This window comes from uncultured Candidatus Puniceispirillum sp., assembly GCF_963979125.1.
Taxonomy (GTDB): Bacteria; Pseudomonadota; Alphaproteobacteria; order Puniceispirillales; family Puniceispirillaceae; genus Puniceispirillum.
This window is the reverse complement of sequence record NZ_CAXBVX010000035.1, coordinates 1-18,828: the sequence shown is the minus strand read 5'-3', so window position 1 is coordinate 18,828 and position 18,828 is coordinate 1. Positions and strand designations below refer to the sequence as shown.

At 45.4% G+C, this 18,828-nt stretch carries 17 protein-coding genes; 5 read left to right on the top strand and 12 right to left on the bottom strand.

Annotated features, from left to right (window positions below):
* The 5 genes from iolC to ABNT28_RS05275 form a co-directional block, all read right to left on the bottom strand.
* Positions 1-1,714, bottom strand: a 1,714-nt coding sequence (gene iolC, locus ABNT28_RS05295) for a 5-dehydro-2-deoxygluconokinase (RefSeq protein WP_348721131.1), incomplete at its 3' end; no start/stop codon positions are given.
* A 171-nt stretch (positions 1,715-1,885) separates the two neighbouring features.
* The gene (locus tag ABNT28_RS05290) at positions 1,886-2,719 is read right to left on the bottom strand and encodes a MurR/RpiR family transcriptional regulator (protein WP_348721130.1); all 834 of its coding nucleotides are present in this window, start codon (positions 2,717-2,719) and stop codon (positions 1,886-1,888) included.
* A 36-nt stretch (positions 2,720-2,755) separates the two neighbouring features.
* A complete protein-coding gene (locus ABNT28_RS05285; RefSeq protein WP_332924896.1) occupies positions 2,756-3,544 on the bottom strand; it encodes an ATP-binding cassette domain-containing protein in 789 nt (262 codons plus the stop codon).
* Between the two features lies 1 nt (position 3,545).
* Positions 3,546-5,030, bottom strand: coding sequence for an ABC transporter permease (locus ABNT28_RS05280; RefSeq protein WP_332924897.1), 1,485 nt, complete (start codon positions 5,028-5,030; stop codon positions 3,546-3,548).
* 166 nt (positions 5,031-5,196) lie between these two features.
* Positions 5,197-6,102 (bottom strand): sugar ABC transporter substrate-binding protein, encoded by a 906-nt coding sequence (locus ABNT28_RS05275; protein WP_332924898.1) that lies wholly within the window; start codon positions 6,100-6,102, stop codon positions 5,197-5,199.
* 251 nt (positions 6,103-6,353) lie between these two features.
* On the opposite strand from ABNT28_RS05275, the gene ABNT28_RS05270 reads away from it, so the two are divergent.
* Positions 6,354-7,478, top strand: coding sequence for a Gfo/Idh/MocA family oxidoreductase (locus ABNT28_RS05270; protein ID WP_332924899.1), 1,125 nt, complete (start codon positions 6,354-6,356; stop codon positions 7,476-7,478).
* Positions 7,479-7,502: 24 nt separating this feature from the next.
* Here ABNT28_RS05270 and iolG read toward each other — a convergent pair whose 3' ends face one another.
* Positions 7,503-8,492 carry an inositol 2-dehydrogenase gene (iolG, locus tag ABNT28_RS05265; RefSeq protein WP_332924900.1) on the bottom strand — a complete coding sequence of 330 codons (990 nt, stop codon included), beginning with the start codon at positions 8,490-8,492 and terminating at the stop codon, positions 7,503-7,505.
* Positions 8,493-8,663: 171 nt separating this feature from the next.
* On the opposite strand from iolG, the gene xylB reads away from it, so the two are divergent.
* A complete protein-coding gene (xylB, locus tag ABNT28_RS05260; RefSeq protein ID WP_348721129.1) occupies positions 8,664-10,127 on the top strand; it encodes a xylulokinase in 1,464 nt (487 codons plus the stop codon).
* A 55-nt stretch (positions 10,128-10,182) separates the two neighbouring features.
* A complete protein-coding gene (xylA, locus tag ABNT28_RS05255) occupies positions 10,183-11,517 on the top strand; it encodes a xylose isomerase (protein WP_332923562.1) in 1,335 nt (444 codons plus the stop codon).
* A gap of 53 nt (positions 11,518-11,570) precedes the next feature.
* Here the strand turns inward: xylA and ABNT28_RS05250 are convergent, their stop codons facing one another.
* Genes ABNT28_RS05250 through ABNT28_RS05230 form a run of 5 tightly spaced genes read right to left on the bottom strand, consistent with a single transcriptional unit; the run spans position 11,571 to position 15,819 of the window.
* Complete coding sequence (locus ABNT28_RS05250) at positions 11,571-12,362, bottom strand: class II aldolase/adducin family protein (RefSeq protein WP_332923563.1); 792 nt, start codon at positions 12,360-12,362, stop codon at positions 11,571-11,573.
* A gap of 60 nt (positions 12,363-12,422) precedes the next feature.
* The gene (locus tag ABNT28_RS05245; RefSeq protein WP_332923564.1) at positions 12,423-13,349 is read right to left on the bottom strand and encodes a 2-dehydropantoate 2-reductase; all 927 of its coding nucleotides are present in this window, start codon (positions 13,347-13,349) and stop codon (positions 12,423-12,425) included.
* Positions 13,346-14,380 carry an arginase family protein gene (locus ABNT28_RS05240; protein WP_332923565.1) on the bottom strand — a complete coding sequence of 345 codons (1,035 nt, stop codon included), beginning with the start codon at positions 14,378-14,380 and terminating at the stop codon, positions 13,346-13,348. Before ABNT28_RS05240 ends, ABNT28_RS05245 begins: the two co-directional genes overlap by 4 nt.
* 3 nt (positions 14,381-14,383) lie before the next feature.
* Positions 14,384-15,328 carry an EamA family transporter gene (locus ABNT28_RS05235; RefSeq protein ID WP_332923566.1) on the bottom strand — a complete coding sequence of 315 codons (945 nt, stop codon included), beginning with the start codon at positions 15,326-15,328 and terminating at the stop codon, positions 14,384-14,386.
* 41 nt (positions 15,329-15,369) lie between these two features.
* On the bottom strand, positions 15,370-15,819 hold the full coding sequence (locus ABNT28_RS05230) for a YtoQ family protein (protein WP_332923567.1): 450 nt from the start codon (positions 15,817-15,819) through the stop codon (positions 15,370-15,372).
* Positions 15,820-16,032: 213 nt separating this feature from the next.
* Between ABNT28_RS05230 and ABNT28_RS05225 the strand changes: the two genes are divergently transcribed.
* Positions 16,033-16,398, top strand: coding sequence for a cupin domain-containing protein (locus tag ABNT28_RS05225; protein WP_348721128.1), 366 nt, complete (start codon positions 16,033-16,035; stop codon positions 16,396-16,398).
* A 15-nt stretch (positions 16,399-16,413) separates the two neighbouring features.
* On the opposite strand, the gene ABNT28_RS05220 is transcribed toward ABNT28_RS05225, so the two are convergent.
* Entirely contained in the window at positions 16,414-17,334 is a 921-nt protein-coding gene (locus tag ABNT28_RS05220; protein WP_332923568.1) for a LysR substrate-binding domain-containing protein, read from the bottom strand.
* Between the two features lie 187 nt (positions 17,335-17,521).
* Here ABNT28_RS05220 and ABNT28_RS05215 point away from each other — a divergent pair.
* A partial coding sequence (locus ABNT28_RS05215) for a 4-hydroxyphenylacetate 3-hydroxylase N-terminal domain-containing protein (protein ID WP_348721127.1) occupies positions 17,522-18,828 on the top strand: 1,307 nt, incomplete at its 3' end.

Sequence of the window (18,828 nt, the reverse complement as noted above, 5' to 3'; positions counted from 1 at the left end):
CAACATCTCCACATTGTACCCAGAATGTGGGGTTATCAACTGGCTCCAGTTTCCACCAATCCGGAAACACACCTAATTGATACATTCGTTCAATAATTTGTGAAACCTGATCGTCGGCTGTTGGCTTATCAGGTCGTGCGGTTATAATTTCCAGCAACATTTCATGGTTTGTCTGTTGGCAAGCATCAAAAAGCTGAACAATCAACTTCTCATGGTCAGCAATCATGTCAGCCGGGTCATCAGTGCGATAAGGAAGTAGAACTTTGACACAATGGTTTGTCGGCCATTGCGCCAACCTTGAGCCAATGTCAGGTGCTTCTTCAAGCGACAAAGGGAACACGCCTGATTCCTCAATCGGACGGCCAATCCAACAATCAAGATCAGAAGCTTTATGTAGAGACGTACGCCCAAGACGATCATCAACCAGAATACCCATTGTCCTTGAGCCTTCATCACCAGCTTCCTGCATCACCCTAGAGGCAGCATCGAGCGCTAATAACTTAAAATCATCAATAGCGGCTTCATCACGGCCATGCTTTTTGGCCATAGCAACAAATTGGTGACGATGATCAAAGGCAAATGCCGCTAGCTTGTGCCAGCGACGGCGGCGCGTCGTTGCCCAATGTAATTGACTGAGCTTGGCATCTTTCCGCAATGCAAATTCCGGGCTTCCGTTCGTTAGCAGATGTGACAATTCTTCAAATGAGGGATAAGCAGGCGCGCATCCATGCCGAGATACAGCTAACGCACCGCAACCATTCGCATAAGATGCCGCCGTTGCCAGCGGCTCACCTCGCAACCAGCCTCGAAGAAAGCCAGCCATAAAGCCATCCCCAGCACCCAGCACATTAAAAACTTCAATTTTCTGAACAGGCACGGTTATGCCAGCGTCCCAGCTGGTGATTTGAGTCGACTCATTTGTATCTACGTTATCATTTTTACCCGCAAATACAGTGCACCCAAGCGCACCACGTTTACAAACCATTGTCGCGTCGCTAAATGATCGTACCGATGCCAAAGCCGTTAATGTATCGGTGGAGCCGCCAGCAATATGCCATTCCTCCTCAGTGCCGACGATCAAATCACATTCAGATAGGATTGGACGCAAATGTTCGGTCACATAAGCACTTTCCACAAAACGACTCTCGCCATCATTATGCCCACCCAACGCCCACAAATTTGGACGATAATCTATATCAAAAGCAACTTTACGATTAGCTTCATGAGCTAACCTAATAGCTTTCATACTTGCCGCGGCAACCTGTGGCGTTGAAAAATGAGTGCCTGTGACCAGCACAGCACGCGCAGAGGCAATGAAAGCGGGATCAATTTCATCCTCGACAAGCCCCATGTCAGCGCAATCTTCACGATAAAAGATCAGCGGAAACTGCTCATTATCACGGATACCCAGAAGCACCAGAGCCGTCAGGCGATTAGGGTCAGTAATAACACCTGAAACATCAACGCCTTCTGCAACAAGCTGCTCGCGAATAAAACGCCCCATATGTTCATCGCCAACACGCGTAATGACAGCCGATTTCAAGCCAAGTCGGGCAGCTCCAATACTAATATTTGTAGGACTACCGCCAATATATTTGGCAAAACCAGCCATATCTTCAAGCCGACCACCAACCTGACTTCCATACAAATCAACCGACGAACGGCCAATGCAAATAACATCAAGTTTAGGTTCTAGCGAGGCTGTGTTTGGCATTTTTAACTCTTAGTTGAGGTAGAACTTTGACATATCAAAGCCATACAGGTCATTCGGTTTAATTCGAAATATAGATATGTTGAACCAAATGGCTTTCACATAAATAAACAACAAACGAAATAAATATTCCAAAAACCTTATAGTGAAATTTTTAAATCATCAAGCAAGCAATCAAGCATTCATTGATCTTTTTAAAATACCCGCCTCTATTGCCAAATATTGGGCGATGGTCATCGATGCCGTCAGCGACCGGAAACTGGCATAATCTTCTTCCTTCAAAAATAGACGCGTGCCGTGATTAAGCGGGCTCACTTCAGTATCGGTGATGCAGATGCAATCAAGTTCGCGACGATACGCGGCATCTACTAAAGCAATTGTAACATCGCTATAGGGCATAAAGCTAAATGCGCACAGAACATCATTTTTACCCGCCAAATTGAATTCCTGTAATGATTGTGATGGCGACACGGAAATGAGCCGATTCATAATACCGATACGGGTCAACATATAAGATAGATATATTGCAACGCCTTCAGTTCGCCCAGCCCCTGCCAACCACACAATATCAGCCTTAGCAATGCGCCTAGCTGCAGCTCTGGCATCAGCTTTAACTAGACTTTCTCGCATGGCCATTGCTGATCGCGCAGCCGACATAGCGATTGAATCAAGAATATCTTCTGATGAAGACTCATTTAAGTCGGTTAAACGACTTTCATAGCTTGACCAGTTTCCCCGCAAGCGGTCGCGAAATACATGTTGAAGCTGTGAAAACCCTTTATAACCAAGTTGTTTGGCAAAACGAACCATTGTTGAAGGATTCGAGTCAGCACTTTCGGCAAGTTCCGCAAGAGTGTCGAGAGCCATTTTTTCGGGGTTGGCAAGTGCAAATCGTGCAATATCACGAAGGCGCTTTGACATATGGTCATGATTAGCTGTGATTAGTTTAATCAAGCCATCATAGGTTTGCGGGGGAACCGTAACAATGTTCGCAGTCTCCCCACTCATTTCCACATTCATCCCCTACCCTTTGTTATGACCTTGCTAGACAGCAAGCTCTTTTGCCAAATCTCCAATTTCGGCACCACCAGCCATCAAACGCTTGATATCATCACCGGCAAGATCTTCTGACATGCCACTACCAATCACTTCGCCAAGTGACAAAAAGGTAAAGCGGTCAGCAATCAAACGAGCATGAATTTCATTATGCGTAATCAGAATGATAGCGATATCGCCCAGTTTTTGAACCCGTCGGATGGTTTTCAGCACTTCCATTTGCTGTTTTTGACCAAGTGCCGATGTTGGCTCATCAAGAATCAAAACCTTGGCGCCAAAATAAATCGCGCGCGCAATAGCAAGTGTCTGCCGCTGTCCACCGGACATGGTGCCAACGGACTGTTCAGGGTCAGCAATATTAATGCCTATCTTGGCCATTTCTTCTATCGCAATTTGATGCATTTCCTTCATTTTCATTAATCCAAACGGACCGCCGAAATGGGTTATCTCACGCCCTAGAAAAAAATTGCGCGTCACCGAAGCCAGAGGGTTCAGTGCCAAATCCTGATAAACAGTTCCAATACCTGCATCACTCGCATTACGCGGAGAGGCAAAGCTGACTTCCTTGCCTTCGACATAAATACTACCGCTATTGGGTGCAAAAACGCCCGAAAGCAATTTGATTAAAGTCGATTTACCCGCACCATTGTCACCAAGCAGTGCATGAACCTCTCCTGGATAAACCTCAAGGGAAACACCATTTAACGCCGTGAAAGCACCAAATTTTTTAACCAAGTCTTTGGTTTCGATCAGTGGCTTTATCGTTGACTTTGCCATGTTAAATGGTCCCCATTATTCGTTTTCGTATATTTTCATTCAATAATGCCGATGCCACAATCACAAGACCTAGGAACACGCGATAGAATGAGCCGTCAATTCCCGGAATGTAGAAAAATGCTTCTTTGGCTATACCAAAGATAAAGGCACCAACAATGATTCCAACGACAGTTCCAAATCCGCCAGTCATTACAATGCCACCAATAACAGCGGCCGCAATTGCTTCCAACTCTTTCAGATTACCTTTGGCCGCATCTGCAGTATTCACTTCGAACACTTGGCATGCAGCAAAAATCGTGGCGCAAAAAGCCGAAAAGATAAACAATGATATTTTGACTTTATTGGTCGGAACACCATTGGCTTTAGCTGCTGTAATGTTACCACCAGTCGAATATATCCAGTTTCCGGCCTGCGTCTTGCTAAGCACAAAATAGCAAATCAATGACATAATCAGGCAGATCATCACACAGGAGTAAAGTCCCTGAGCAAACTGGTTGCCAAAATTATTTACATTCCAATCAACTGGAAAATACAACCAATCAAATAATGGTTGCAAAATATCACCACCAAAGAAATTAGCCACAGGCCTTGCCGAGCTAATACTGTCGATATAAACCCGAGCAATATCTGCATCAGTGACCGACTTTGGCACCACAGGATCAACTTTGAAGGTAGCAATTTTATCCTGAATCGTCTTGGCCATAAATTCGTTGCCTGATTCAAGGGCATTTTCCAACGCGCGTTCTAATGGTTTGACACCTTTGGACAACATCAATTCTGTTTTTGCATCCGCAACACGCTGATAGGTATATTCAAGGCGCTCAGAGATTTTAGCAATCGTATCGGCCGGTAACGTACTGATAAGTTGAGTCAAATCAGATTCTGGCAATGCCTTTGCTGCTGCCCGTTCAATTTCACCATGACCAGGCAAATCTATGATATTTTTTATATCCGGTATCTCAGTGACTGTTGTGGCACCTTTAATCTGATCCGGCCTATGGTTAAATGAACGCAAAGAAACCTCGGTCAGTCCTCTTAAGAAAAACAAACCGCCAAGCGTTACAATAAAAGATGGCAACCCAGATTTAACTACAATATACCCCTGAATCCAACCAAAAAACAAAGTAAAACAGAGAGTTATCAAAAGTGCGCCAATGGGTGACACATCCGATATATGTATGAGCGTATAAAACTCGATATGAACACCACCCTCAAAAGATATATAAGGGATGATAATCGAGAAACCCCATCGTAGGATCATCGCCATACAGGCACCAGCAAAGCCGATCATTGATCCAATCGACAGATCGAACTCACCTGCAACAATCAACAAACCAGCACCCAGCGCAATAATCGCAAGTTGCGAGATAACTCTTAAATTATTTCGAATGCCAAGCGCGTTAAAACCTTCGCCTGCAAAAGGATTTAAAGAAAATTCACCCGCTGGGATTGAAAAATATCCCAACATGCCAAAAAGCAATAACATGACCCCAACCGGGCCAATTTCGGGTCTTGAAAAAAGTGCCTTAAACCAATTTTTTTGGTCGTGGCGGTCAGATTCTTGCCGTTGAGATACGGACGCGTTCATTTTTTTCCCCATCAAATAAAAAGATGGGTAGCAAAACGCTACCCATCCTCAATTTATTCCAAACCTATCTGTCTACGCCTGCAAGAGCAGCCACAGATGATGCGTTTGACTTATCCACAAAGCCTGGGCCTGACGGGATGTTAGCACCAGGAAGCAGACCTGCACCATTGTTGTACAGATGCATTACAATGATAGGCATGTAACCCTGCAAACGCTGCTGCTGATCAATTGTGTACTTAACTTTACCAGCATTGATCATATCCATAACTGGTGGGCTAAGGTCAAAGCATGAATGGTGAACAGACATACCAAGCTCATCAATAGCCTGCTGAACACCTACACAAACGTGAGGACCAACAGACAGAACAGCGTCGATATCAGGGTTTGCCTGAAGACCAGCAGCCGCACGTGTTGGGATTGTTGCTGGGTCATTCGAGCTGTCAACCAACTTGATAGGAACAGCTTCGCCATAACCGTTACAACGATCATTCAATGCAGTGTTATAAGCTTCCTGAATGAAGCAAAGACCTTTAGTAGCACCTTCGGCTTTCGCACGGTTACCAGCTGACTGACCAGCAAGATACTCAGGCTGACCAACGTGCATAAGTGCACCAACTTCTTTTGATGACTCAAGACCAGAATTCATAGTTACAACAGGAATACCAGCTGCAACGGCGTCTTTGATAGCCTGACCAAGCGCATCTGGATCTGGCAAAGACACTACAATACCATCTGGCTGTGTAGCCGCGGCTGCAGTGATTGATTTTGCCATATCACCCATGTCGCCTGATGGATTGAAGATATATTCGAAATCCGCACCTACGTGACGTGCAGCATCTTCACCACCTTTTTGGACAACCGGCCAGAAAGGATCTTTACCTTCACCGTGTGTGACCATTACATAGCGTTCTGCCTGAGCAGCACCAGCTATCATCATCATGGCTGAAACAGCCATTACAATTTTTTTCATTTTTTCACTCCCATAAGTTTAGCCAACCAAAGACAGCTGATTGGCAAACCAATAAAAACTTTTACGAGATCGAAAGTAAAGATATTTTTAGAACAAATATTTTGCTTTTTTTAAAAAGACAAAGTTTATTCTATTTACAGGCTCAATTAAATGCTATTTCCAGCACAAAATAAAAAGTGTATCAGGCGTCTGGATCACTATCAAAAAACACACGCACCCAAGCTAGGGGGCATAATTATTGGAGCAGAATCATGAAACCAATTGGAATTGGCGTAATTGGAACAGGCTTTATGGGTAAAGCGCATTCGATCGCTTACAGTGCATCTGCTTCGGTTTTTGGCACCGGACTTCGACCAAAACTTGAAATTGTTTGTGATCTGAGCCCTGAACGCGCCAGTCAACGTGCGACCGATTTGGGGTTTTCACGTTACAGCGCAGACTGGCGTGATGTTGTCAATGATGACTCGGTTGACCTGATTTCAGTTTGCACACCTAATGACACACATGCTGAAATTGCGATTGCAGCGCTGAATGCTGGCAAGCATGTATGGTGCGAAAAACCAATGTCAACAAATCTTGACGATAGCGCGGCAATGGCCGCCGCCGCTAAAAACAGCTCAGGCAAAACGATAGTTGGCTATAATTATACTAAGAATCCTGCCGTAACACATGCACGTCGTCTTATTGAAAGCGGTGTTATTGGCGATGTTGCTGGGTTTTTCTGCCGTTATGACGTTGATAATGAAGCCGATGGTATGCGCCCATGGTCATGGCGTATGTCACGCGATCAATCCGGCACTGGTGCCAATGGCGATGTGTTGTGCCATGTTATCAGTGTCGCACATTACCTCACCGGATCAACAATTTCCAAAGTGGTTGGCGATTACGCCATAGTTCATAAAGAGCGAAGTGACCCAAACAACGCTAAAGCAACTTTGACAGTTGATAATGACGATATGGTGTCCGCTTTGGTTCATTTCCAAAATGGAGTCCATGGGCATATAGGTGCAAGCCGCGTGACTTGGGGAAGAAAATGCGGGCTTCGTTGGGAAGTTCAAGGCACAAAAGGTACAATCACCTTTGATCAAGAACGCCTTAATGAGCTTCAGTTATTCACCCAACAGGATGATCCAGCAACTGACGGTTTTCGTACTATCTTGACTGGCCCGCATCATGCACCTTATTCGGCCTTTTTACCTAATGGCGGACATAGCCTTGGCTATATGGATGTCAAGATATGCGAATTGCACGATCTATTAACTGCGATTGAAACGGGCGAAAAAATATGGCCTGATTTTGATTCGGCATTAGTGATTGAACAAGTCATGGACGCTGTTGATCGATCAGCCATGTCTGGCAGCTGGGCTAACGTATAAACGCCACCGATCGGCAAACCGGTTCTATAGATGAATAGCCTGACCTGTCTGTGCAGATAACAATGCTGCATCAGCAATGCGCAATGCGTTTAATCCGTCCAGTCCATCAGGGCTGGCTGGTTTGCCATTAACTATGCAATCGACAAAAGCAGTGATTTCATGCGCATAGGCATCAATATAGCGGGTCATGAAAAAATCATGTAATGGTGGGCGCGTATATCCCGTTTCATTGGCCACTTCGATTGATATAGGACGCTGATTTTCTGCCGCAACCATTCCTTTTGATCCATGCACCTCGATTCGCTGGTCATAACCATAGGTCGCACGGCGAGAGTTGGAAATAGTCACTTGCTTGCCTGATTCCATTGTCATTATCACCGATGCGCTGTCATAATCACCAGCATCACCAATCGCTGGATCGACTAAAACTGAACCACTGGCTTGAATAGTGATAGGCATTTCATCCATCAGAAAAACGGCCATGTCAAAATCATGTATCGTCATATCACGAAAGATTCCGCCTGAACGTTTTATATAATCAACTGGCGGTGCCCCGGGATCACGTGAGGTAATAACCGCCATTTCAGAAGCACCTATATCTCCGTTATTGATAGCCATCTTAAGAGCCGCAAAATGGGGATCAAATCGACGGTTAAAACCAACCATTAGAACAGCTTTGGCTTCATTCACAACGTCAAGACACGCACGCACACGATCAACGCTAAGATCAATTGGCTTTTCACAAAAGATTGCTTTTCCGCAGCGTGCAAATTGTTCAATCAGGTCAGCATGTGTATCGGTAGGAGTGCAGATAATTACGCCATCAACGTCATCACTGGATGCGATTTCGTCAATCATGCGAACATCACATCCATAATGATCCGCGATTGCATCTGCTGCTGCCACAATTGGATCAGAAACTGCAACCAAAACTGCTGCATCATGTCCAGCAACAGCGCGCGCATGCACTTGTCCAATGCGCCCAGCGCCCAAAACAGCAATTCGTACTGACATAATCAACCTCACTTGGTTATATAGAAAACATGGCTTTGTGATTAGACAAGCAAATAGCCGTTGGCAAGAAAAACCACCTTCGCATGTAGCTGTGATCCATATGCTTCACAGACTTGATTTTGCGCTTATAGATAGACAGAATGCTCGACGAAGTATGAGTGAGGAAAAGCAATGTTTTTAGGGTTTGATATCGGCACATCGGGCGTTAAGGCTTTACTTATTGACTCAGACGGCAAAATATTGGCCAGTTCGTCGGCCTCAATTGACGTAGTGCGCCCTCTTCCCGGTTGGTCAGAACAATCACCATCTGACTGGTGGAACGCCGTTAATGATACAGCTATGACACTATCACGTGACCATGCTAATGCGATGGCAAATGTGCGTGGCATAGGTCTTTCAGGTCAGATGCATGGGATGGTCGCGCTAGATAAAAATGATAGTGTTCTTCGTCCCGCGATCTTGTGGAATGACACACGCAATGCAGCCGAAGCGGCAGAACTTGATGATGAACATCCAGACTATCGTAAAATTGGTGGCAATGCGGTTATGCCTGGCTTTACAGCCCCAAAGGCTTTGTGGATGGCAAGACATGAGCCTGAATTATTTGCCAAGGTAGCTACTATACTATTACCTAAGGATTACATCCGATTTCTAATGTCGGGTGAAAAAATTTCAGACATGTCGGATAGCGCAGGAACCTTGTGGCTTGATGTTGCGGCACGCTCTTGGTCACCTACCTTGTTAGCCCCTTGCGGCCTGTCAATCGAGCACATGCCTGAGCTGGCCGAAGGCAGTGCACCAGCAGGCCAACTCCGGCCTGACATTGCGCATAAATGGGGCATCAAAAACTCTGTGACGATAGCTGGTGGCGGTGGCGATAATGCATCGGCAGCCTGTGGTCTTGGCGTTACAAATCCGGGAGATGCCTTTTTATCACTTGGCACATCTGGAGTCGTTTTCAGTGTCACTGAAAGCTTCGCCCCTGCCCATTCAGATGGGGCGCACGCATTTTGTCATGCTCTACCCAATACATGGCACCAGATGGGCGTCATTCTTGCCGCAACTGATTGTTTGAACTGGTTGTCAGAAATATCTAATACTCCGGTTGCCGGTCTCATGGATACAATAGAAAAAAGTGCTTTTTGCCCGTCGAATATGCTGTTTCATCCTTATCTGTCTGGCGAACGAACACCACATAATGACGCGACAGCGCGTGGCGGTTTTTTTGGCATTTCACGTGGTGATGACCGTGTCGATATGACCCGGGCTGTTCTTGAAGGCGTCGCCTTTGCAATGGCTGATGCAGTCGATGTCCTTGCCGCGGCTGATAAACGCCCTAGCCAACTACTTGCGACAGGCGGTGGGGCTAAAAGTCGTTATTGGTTGTCATTGATTGCTGCTGTGACAAGATGTGACATCGTCATCCCAGAAGATGGTGATTTTGGTGCAGCTCTTGGTGCAGCACGGCTCGGTTTGCTAGCCAGCAAACCCCATACATCTGGTGATACTGACATTATTTTACGCAAACCTGATATTATTGAAACGATTAGCCCTGATTCAGCAATACGAGATGCACTAGGGGATCGCCGACACCATTGGCAACAACTCTATACAGCGATCAAGCCAATACTTTAATCTGTAATAAGCAATATAAAGCGCAACCAAGATTACACGAGGAAACCACATCATTATGAACACTTCATTTTTTGGACTAGATCAGAAAATTAGTTTTGAAGGTTCTGACAGCACAAATCCTTTTGCCTTTAAACATTATAATCCAGATGAAATGGTGTTTGGTAAACGCATGGAGGATCAGCTGCGTTTTGCGATCTGCTACTGGCACAATTTCGTATGGCCAGGCAACGACCCATTTGGCGGCGAAACCTTTGAACGGCCATGGTTTGCATCACAATGGAATGGTACCAAAGGTGATGCTATGGACGCAGCAAAGCTGAAAGCAGATGTCGCGTTTGATATGTTCAGCCTGCTTGGCACGCCATTTTTCTGTTTTCACGATGCTGATGTTCGTCCTGAAGGGGCTAACTTTGCTGAAAACACGCGAAATCTGCAAGAAATAACCGACTATTTCCAGGGAAAAATGGAAGAAACTAATGTCAAACTACTTTGGGGAACTGCCAATCTTTTTTCAGATCGCCGCTATATGAGTGGTGGTGCCACGAACCCTGACCCTGATGTTTTTGCCTTTGCTGCAGCTACAGTAAAGACCTGCCTTGATTCTACTAAACAACTTGGTGGGGCTAATTATGTGCTATGGGGTGGCCGTGAAGGATATGAAACCCTGCTCAACACAGCGATTGATCATGAAATGGATCAGATGGGCAGATTCCTGAATATGGTTGTGGACTACAAGCATAAGATCGGCTTTGACGGCACTATCTTGATCGAACCAAAACCGCAGGAACCAACAAAACATCAATATGATTTTGACGTTGCCACTGTTTATGGATTTCTAAAACGTTATGGCCTTGATGCCGAGATCAAAGTCAACATCGAACAGGGGCACGCAATTTTGGCCGGACATAGCTTTGAACATGAGTTGGCACTTGCCAATGCATTGGGCATTTTTGGCTCGATAGATATGAACCGAAATGATTATCAATCAGGGTGGGATACTGACCAATTCCCTAACAATGTGCCAGAGGTAGCCCTTGCCTATTATCAAATACTAGGACATGGCGGATTTGAAAACGGAGGAACAAATTTTGATGCCAAGCTCCGTCGTCAATCACTTGATCCCCAGGACCTTCTATTGGCGCATATTGGTGGTATGGATGTCTGCGCTCGTGGCCTAAAGGCCGCCGCCGCCATGCTTGAAGATGGAAGTTTGCAACAGCATCTTGTTGATCGCTATGCTGGGTGGGAATCTGATTTTGGTGCCGAAATCATGGATGGCCATCATGGGCTTGACAGTCTGGCCGACAAAGTGCTTGCTAACGATATCAACCCACAACCGGTATCCGGCAAACAGGAATATCTTGAAAATATCGTTAACCGTTTTGTTTAGAGTGACTTCAGCTATTTTATAGCTTGGCGCATAGAAGTTTGATTTGTCACTGGTCAGCTTTTCCAGTCCGGGTCAATGCGGTCAAGCATACGCCAAAAAGCTGGCCATTCTGGGTGGCGCACCTTTGCACCACCTTGTGCGCTTCCACCTTCGAACTGTTGACGTGTATGCCGCATCACATCGTCAGGAATATAGCTGATCTCGGCACCTGATGCCATTGCCCGTAACTGGACATCCGAATTGCGTATAAACACCTGATGCCTGACAAATGCCCATATGGCTAATGGGCCAGCTGTTAAAAGACCATGATTTTTCAATAACAATGTATGGTTTTTATCGCCTAAAGCAGATTTTAAACGATCCTGCTCATCAGCATTTAAAACAATCCCCTCAAAATCATGATAGCCAACACGCTCAAAAAGTTGGCATCCTTCCTGAACCAGAGGAATGGCTTCTGCATTGATTGCCGACATTGCCTGACTGATTGGTTCATGCGTATGCATGACACAATGTAAATCATTCGGTCGCGCGCGATGAACAGCCGAATGTATTAAATAACCAGCCATATTGATGGGCGCATCATTATTATCCAGCTTGTTGCCATCCAAATCGATACGCACCAGATTTGATGCAGTGATTTCATCATATGTCAGCCCAAAAGGATTTATAAGAAATGTATCAGTGTCTGGTATCCGTAAAGTGATATGATTATAGACAACACTGGTCCAACCATAAAAATGCGTTAAACGGTAACAGGCAGCCAAATCAACCCGAGCATGCCATTCAGCTTCACTCATACCGTTCGGTGTTTCCGGATAGGTTACGTCAAGTGCCACTGATTGCATTAAAACCTCCAAAACAGGAAAATTACTTCAATCACTATGACCTCCATGCGGGGCTATTATCTAGTGATTTTTTTCATATTGCGCTTCAACACCTTTAATCAGCGCCAATAGAGCTTCATTCAACGGTGTCGGTATATTATGTTTTTTGCCAAGTGCAACAATAGCCCCGTTAAGCGCGTCAATCTCGGTTCGGCGCATCGCTATCACATCACGAACCATCGATGGTTTATGCGTTCGGTGCTCACGTCCAGCCATTTCGACAATCGCCAAAACATTCTGCGGATCAATAGCAACACCATCTGCATGAGCGACCGCACAGCTTTCCATCACCACTGCACGTGCAAGATTGCTGAGATGTTCTGAGTCAGCAATCGTCCCAGGCGTGCCTATGACCAATGCACAAATGGCATTCATAGCTGTGTTAAACGCGACCTTACTCCAGATCACTTGATCGATTTCGTTGTTAACCACCGCGGGAATATCAGCTGTGCATAACATCTCGGCCAGTTGCATCGCGATCTTGGCACTATCTTCCCGCGCCGCGTTAATCTGTGTCAGATGTTGCCCATGTGATGCAACATGCCCGGGACCAATCAAATCTGCAGGCGCTGTTGTTGTTCCATATATCACCCGTTCATAGCCGACAAACCTAGCCAACACGTCATGATTGCCAAGCCCGTTCTGCACACTGATTAGACATGTTGAATCAGCAATCATATGCAATACTGCGTTAATGGCTGCGACTGTTGCGCCAGTCTTGGTGAATACAAACATCACATCAAAAGGGTCATGCGGTTCGGTTGGTGCGATTACAGGTACATTGACTATGGAGTCACTTGTATCAAGCACCATTTTCAATCCGCCTGCGCATATTGCATTACGATGCTCTTCATTTCGGATAACCAAAGTCACGTCATAACAGGCTTTAGCCAAAGCGCCTCCAAACAGAGACCCTAAAGCACCTACACCAATCAAGCCCACTTTCATGACGTTGATCTGACTGTGTCTTTACCAGCATTATACCAGGCAATCTGGCTAAGAATTTCATAAGCAACCGCACTTGCAACCATACTTGTTATATTGTTGGGGTTGTCTTTGGTTGGCATCAAACACACTACATCACCACCAATAACGTTTAGCCCTTTGACGGACTGGATTAATCTTATCGCCTCATCAATCCCAAAACCAGCAACGCCCGGTTCAATATTAGAAACACCGGGCGCGACAGTAGCGTCAAGGCAATCCAAATCAAACGTGATATAAACCGGCATATCGCCTAAAACGTTACGAATTTTCGTGCAAACATCATCAATCTTCATTAAACGATATTGATCCATCGTAATAACATTATAGCCAAGCCTGTGACTTGGCTCCAGCCAATCAAGCCGGCGCGCATTGCCACGCAAACCAATCTGCAGACTCCGGCTGGCGTCAACAAACCCTTCATGAACAAGATAACTTGCCCAATGAGCTGCACTATCCTTTGCTCCTAAAAAATGATCCAACCCTTCAAACGTATCTGTATGGGCATCAAGGTGAAGCAAAGCGACCTTTTCACCTTTGGTCAGGTTGGCTTCGGCACCCGCTAAAGCTCGTAAAATGCCACCCGTCACCGAATGATCGCCACCAATTGATACTGGCCGTGCGCCTGTTGCATCAATTTTGCGATAAAAGGCAGTAATATCTCGAATGCATGCTTCGTTATTGTTCGCTTCAGGAAGTGGCACATCACCAATATCACCGATTACTCCCGTTTCCAGAGGGTAAAAGCCATAGCGCATATGAGCTCGCCGCATATTCGCTGACACATGCCTTACAGCACGTGGCCCAAGGTGCTGATCACGTTCGGTTGTCCCATTACCTGTCGAATGCGGAACTCCCACTAGGGCAATATCCAAACCATCTGCTGTTGCATGAATTGGGGCGCGAAATAAAGATGGGATACCCCACCAGTATAAATTTTCCATCATGCTGTTAGCGTTAGCATCGTCATTAAAGTTTTGGTCTTTATCACGCATCTATTATTCCCAACCTTGGTATTTTGCCATTTCCCTCGCTACAACACGTTCACGGTGGAACAAATAAACTCCACTTGCAATAATGATAAATGTTCCAACAAAGGTCGTATCGGCGGGCATATCATTAAAGAATAGATAGCCAAACAAGGCGGCCGTAACGATTTCAACATATTGAAATGGTGCTAATACACTAGCGGGAGCATTCTGTGTTGAAAAGACGATAAAGATATGACCTATGGTCGAGGCTATTCCCATTCCAATAATCCATTTAAAATGACCAGTATTTGGAATCAAAAAATCTGTACCTGGAATGCCCGCAAAGTGCCCTAAAATCATAATTAGGCCCAGTACAATGACGGCAACCAGCCCTACAACCAACTGCATCTGAAAAGGATGCGCAACCGATGAAATGCGGCTAGTTAGTATCATATAAAAGGCCATCGATACAGCCGACACAAGGGGCAATAAGGCTGGCCAACCAAAGATCACAAAGCTTGGCTGCAAGACCATCATCGCCCCGATCAAACCAAAAATAATTGCAAAAATACGGCGCATGCGGATCGTTTCACCCAGCATGAGAACCGATAAACCTGTCAAAATGAGTGGTTGCACGAAGAAGATTGCAATCGCTTCAGCCAATGGCAGATGCTGAATTGCCCAGAAAAAACAGAATGTAGCAATCATAAGCGTGATGCCGCGCATACATTGTATGGCCAAAGTGCCAGGCGGAATAACCCACAGACGGTTATAGATCACTAATGGCATTAATAGACATATCTGCATGAAGAACCGGAAAAATGTGACCTGAATAGGGTCAAAACTTCGACCTAGCGTTTTGGCACAGACATCGATAGCCGGAATAATCAGCATAGCTAGGCAAATCTGAAAGATGCCTTTCGATACAGCAGATTTGTCAGTCGCGCTGAACAATGACGACCGGTCAGTCATAAAGGGTTATTTCAAAAATATGTTGGATCAGCATCTGAATGTTAACCTGGAAGCTGTTGTGTCAGCACATACCGCAAAATATCGGCAACTGCCTTTGGATCTTCGGTAACGGCAAGAGCCGCAGCATCGACTTCCTTTAAGGCGTGTTGATGGTCTTCACCATGAACGATAATCAGTGATTTACCAAGCGCAGCAGCGTAGCCAGCATCAAATGCAGCATTCCACTGCTTGTATTTCTCGCCAAACCGCACAACCACGATATCAGCATCCTGAATAGCTATACGCGTGCGGATCGCGTTGACCATCGCACCTTTATGGTCATGCCAATATTTGTCTGTCTCGGCACCCAATATAGCCACCCCACAATCGTCACTGGCGGCATGGTCAGTCACCGGGCTTGAAAAGGTCACATCAAGACCTGCTGCTCCTGTGATTATTTGCTCGCGCCAGTCAGTATGGATTTCCCCAGAAAGATAGACTTTCATGGCCATTTTGCCACTCCTTATTTTAACCTATAATTTGAACCAGATCACATTCATATGACCACAATCGGTAAAGGAATTATGTAAGGTGACAATATCCAGAAATGCCAAGGTTACAACCGCCAAGTTGATTTCGTCACATATCCATCAACTTTGACCGCTTTTGGGTTGGCAAAACATCTTGTTCAGATCACTATGCCAAAAAACAAAAACGAGGTTATCATGATCAATCTGGAAAGCTTTGGCGATTTGAGTGAAATTCCAGCTGGAGAATTTGCACCAAAACCAACAACATTAACCAAAGGCCAAACCGAAGCACTGGTGCCACTATGGGAGTCACTTGATGGCCTAACCAAAATTGGCATCTGGGATTGTACGATTGGTCGCTTTACAGCCGACCGAACTAAATCTGCTGAAATTTGTCATGTTTTATCTGGCAGTGCATCAGTTGTGAATGCTGATGGCGGAGGCAAGCGTGATATTGGTGCAGGTGATATGCTGATATTACCAATAGGCTGGACAGGCGAGTGGACAATTCATGAACCAATGCGCAAAACATATATCCTGATCGCTGAATCTGACATTTAATAGAGTTGTGACCACTCATTTCCAGTTGGCAAAATAAGCCTGCGCAACGGCCTCAAACCTAGACATAATTCGTGTTGGGCGCAGATTTTCAAGACTGGCTATGACAATCCGGCTTTTAATGATGTTGTTTTTGATTGGACAGGCAATAAGCTTTGCCCCCTCATAAGTCAGATCACCTTTTGGGCGGGTAACAAGAAGCGAATAGCCAAGCCCGCGCCCCACCATACCTCGCACCAACTCAAGTGACGATGTTGTATAGGCAATATCTGGGGTTACACCCATAGATTTTAACAAGCCAATAAAAAACTCACGGCTGGGCTGAACATCAAACAGGATCATCGGCTCTGTCGCCAGTTCAACAAGATCGATTTCATGCAGATCAGCTAATCTATGATTGGCTGGCAACAGCACATAAGGCGATAACTCGGCTAATTCCACTCTATGTATATCTTCTGGTAATTCCAGATCGTACAACAAAGCTATTTCCAGATTACCTGAATACAAACCCTCAACAAGCTTTTCCTGTGTACCCTCCTGCAAATCGAGCTTAACGCCCGCATAGTTCTTATGAAACTGCTTTATCAAACCTGGTAAAACCGAAGGTGCTAACGTCACAAAACTTCCCAACTTCAGAACGCCGCTGATATCGTCACTTTCAATATCATCACTTATCATCATCGCTTCACGTTGCACATCACTTGCGTGGGATAGCAGGCTACGTGCAGACTGAACAAAACGTAAAGCCCCTGCTGTCACTGAAACACCCTGCGCGTGATGCCGAAGCAATAATTGCATACCTAGCTGATCTTCAAGCTTGCTAATCGCAATGGAAACTGTGGGTTGAGATACGTTCAGGCTGGCCGCCGCACCTGCAATTGATCCACTATCAACACAGGCAACAAAATATTCAAGCTGACGTAAGGTAAATCGGTGCATAGCGCAAAGATAGCATAAGACTATAGATAAACAAAAAAAAATGTATTTTAACTAATCAACGGCTTGGCTTAGCGTTTATTAATTGGTTGATGGTTGTGGTTCCGGCACGGCTTATATGAACAATTTTTAAATTTAGATTAAATAAATAATATCAGTATCATAAATATATTAATGAAAGTGATTTGTAATGATTAGAACAGGTGAAGAATATCGTGACTCATTACGCGATGGCCGTGAAGTATGGATTAATGGTGAACGCGTCAAAGATCCATGTAAACATCCACAAATCAAACCAGCAGTTGATGCGCGTGCCTATATTTATGACATGCAGCATGACGCCAAAACCAAAAATGCCATGACTTACAAAGAGAATGGTGAAAGTTTCGCCATTGGTCTGCGCTTGCCCTATGAACAAAAAGACTGGCAGGACAAACGTGACGCGGTCGATCTTGTGACACATAATTTAGGTGGTGTTGTTACCCGCGTTGGTGATGAAACAATTGGTGAAATGTGGTCGCTTTGGGATGGCAAGGACATATTAAACGAGATAGATGCGCGCTTTGCTGAAAACATTGAACGTCATATTCATCAGGCCATCAAGAATGATCCGTTCCATGTGTCCGCCAATACAGACCCGAAAGGTGATCGGTCAAAGGCACCACAGGATCAAGACCCGGATATGCTGGTGCATGTGGTCAAAGAAACCGATGCGGGTATTATTATTCGTGGTGCCAAATTTGAAACCGCCGCCGCTTATTCGAATCAGGCCTTTCTGAAACCGACAATTGCCAATTGGGGTGATGCCGAACTATCCGATTATGCGCTAGGCTGTATTGTCAAAATGGATGCGCCCGGCGTCAAACATATATGCCGATCAGGTTTTGCAGGAGCCAGCGGCGGATGCCCACGCGCCAATCAGGAAGATTACCCATTGGCCAATAAATTTGACGAAATTGACACATTGATGATTCTGGACAATGTGCTGGTACCCTGGGAAGACGTTCTGTTTTATCAGCATACAAAGGCGGCCAGCTTTATCCGCGCTACTCTGCATCGCTATTCGGCTTTTCCCTATGTTCAACGCACATTATCCTATGCTGATCTGATCATTGGGGCTGCTTTGTGGAACGTTAAGCAAACTGGCCTTGAAAAACAGCAAGCTGTTCAAGAAAAACTATCCGAGCTGGCTGTATGGCGTGAAGGTATTAATGCCTTTTTGACCGCAGCGATTGCTACTGCTGAAACCAGCCCAAATGGATTGCTGATGCCGAATCAGTCATTGCTATTCTCTGGCCGTGTCCATGCGTTATCTAATTTGCCCAAAATGATGCATCTGGCTCGTGAACTATGTGGCGGTCAAATTTGTGTGACACCTGATGCCAACACCTTTGCCGCTGCCGATACAAAACCATGGATGGACAAATTCTATTCAATCAATGACAAATGGCTAGCGGATGATCGGAGAAAGTTATTGGCTTTAGCGCGTGATTTGCT

Excerpts from the sequence above, each read along its gene's own strand:
- xylB (WP_348721129.1), top strand. The coding sequence starts at position 8,664 with ATGTTTTTAGGGTTTGATATCGGCACATCGGGCGTTAAGGCTTTACTT.
- ABNT28_RS05280 (WP_332924897.1), bottom strand. The coding sequence starts at position 5,030 with ATGTTATTGCTTTTTGGCATGTTGGGATATTTTTCAATCCCAGCGGGT.
- ABNT28_RS05235 (WP_332923566.1), bottom strand. The coding sequence starts at position 15,328 with ATGACTGACCGGTCGTCATTGTTCAGCGCGACTGACAAATCTGCTGTA.
- ABNT28_RS05270 (WP_332924899.1), top strand. The coding sequence starts at position 6,354 with ATGAAACCAATTGGAATTGGCGTAATTGGAACAGGCTTTATGGGTAAA.
- ABNT28_RS05245 (WP_332923564.1), bottom strand. The coding sequence starts at position 13,349 with ATGAAAGTGGGCTTGATTGGTGTAGGTGCTTTAGGGTCTCTGTTTGGA.
- ABNT28_RS05290 (WP_348721130.1), bottom strand. The coding sequence starts at position 2,719 with ATGAGTGGGGAGACTGCGAACATTGTTACGGTTCCCCCGCAAACCTAT.
- ABNT28_RS05240 (WP_332923565.1), bottom strand. The coding sequence starts at position 14,380 with ATGCGTGATAAAGACCAAAACTTTAATGACGATGCTAACGCTAACAGC.
- ABNT28_RS05275 (WP_332924898.1), bottom strand. The coding sequence starts at position 6,102 with ATGAAAAAAATTGTAATGGCTGTTTCAGCCATGATGATGATAGCTGGT.
- xylA (WP_332923562.1), top strand. The coding sequence starts at position 10,183 with ATGAACACTTCATTTTTTGGACTAGATCAGAAAATTAGTTTTGAAGGT.
- ABNT28_RS05225 (WP_348721128.1), top strand. The coding sequence starts at position 16,033 with ATGATCAATCTGGAAAGCTTTGGCGATTTGAGTGAAATTCCAGCTGGA.
- ABNT28_RS05230 (WP_332923567.1), bottom strand. The coding sequence starts at position 15,819 with ATGGCCATGAAAGTCTATCTTTCTGGGGAAATCCATACTGACTGGCGC.
- ABNT28_RS05250 (WP_332923563.1), bottom strand. The coding sequence starts at position 12,362 with ATGCAATCAGTGGCACTTGACGTAACCTATCCGGAAACACCGAACGGT.
- iolG (WP_332924900.1), bottom strand. The coding sequence starts at position 8,492 with ATGTCAGTACGAATTGCTGTTTTGGGCGCTGGGCGCATTGGACAAGTG.
- ABNT28_RS05285 (WP_332924896.1), bottom strand. The coding sequence starts at position 3,544 with ATGGCAAAGTCAACGATAAAGCCACTGATCGAAACCAAAGACTTGGTT.
- ABNT28_RS05220 (WP_332923568.1), bottom strand. The coding sequence starts at position 17,334 with ATGCACCGATTTACCTTACGTCAGCTTGAATATTTTGTTGCCTGTGTT.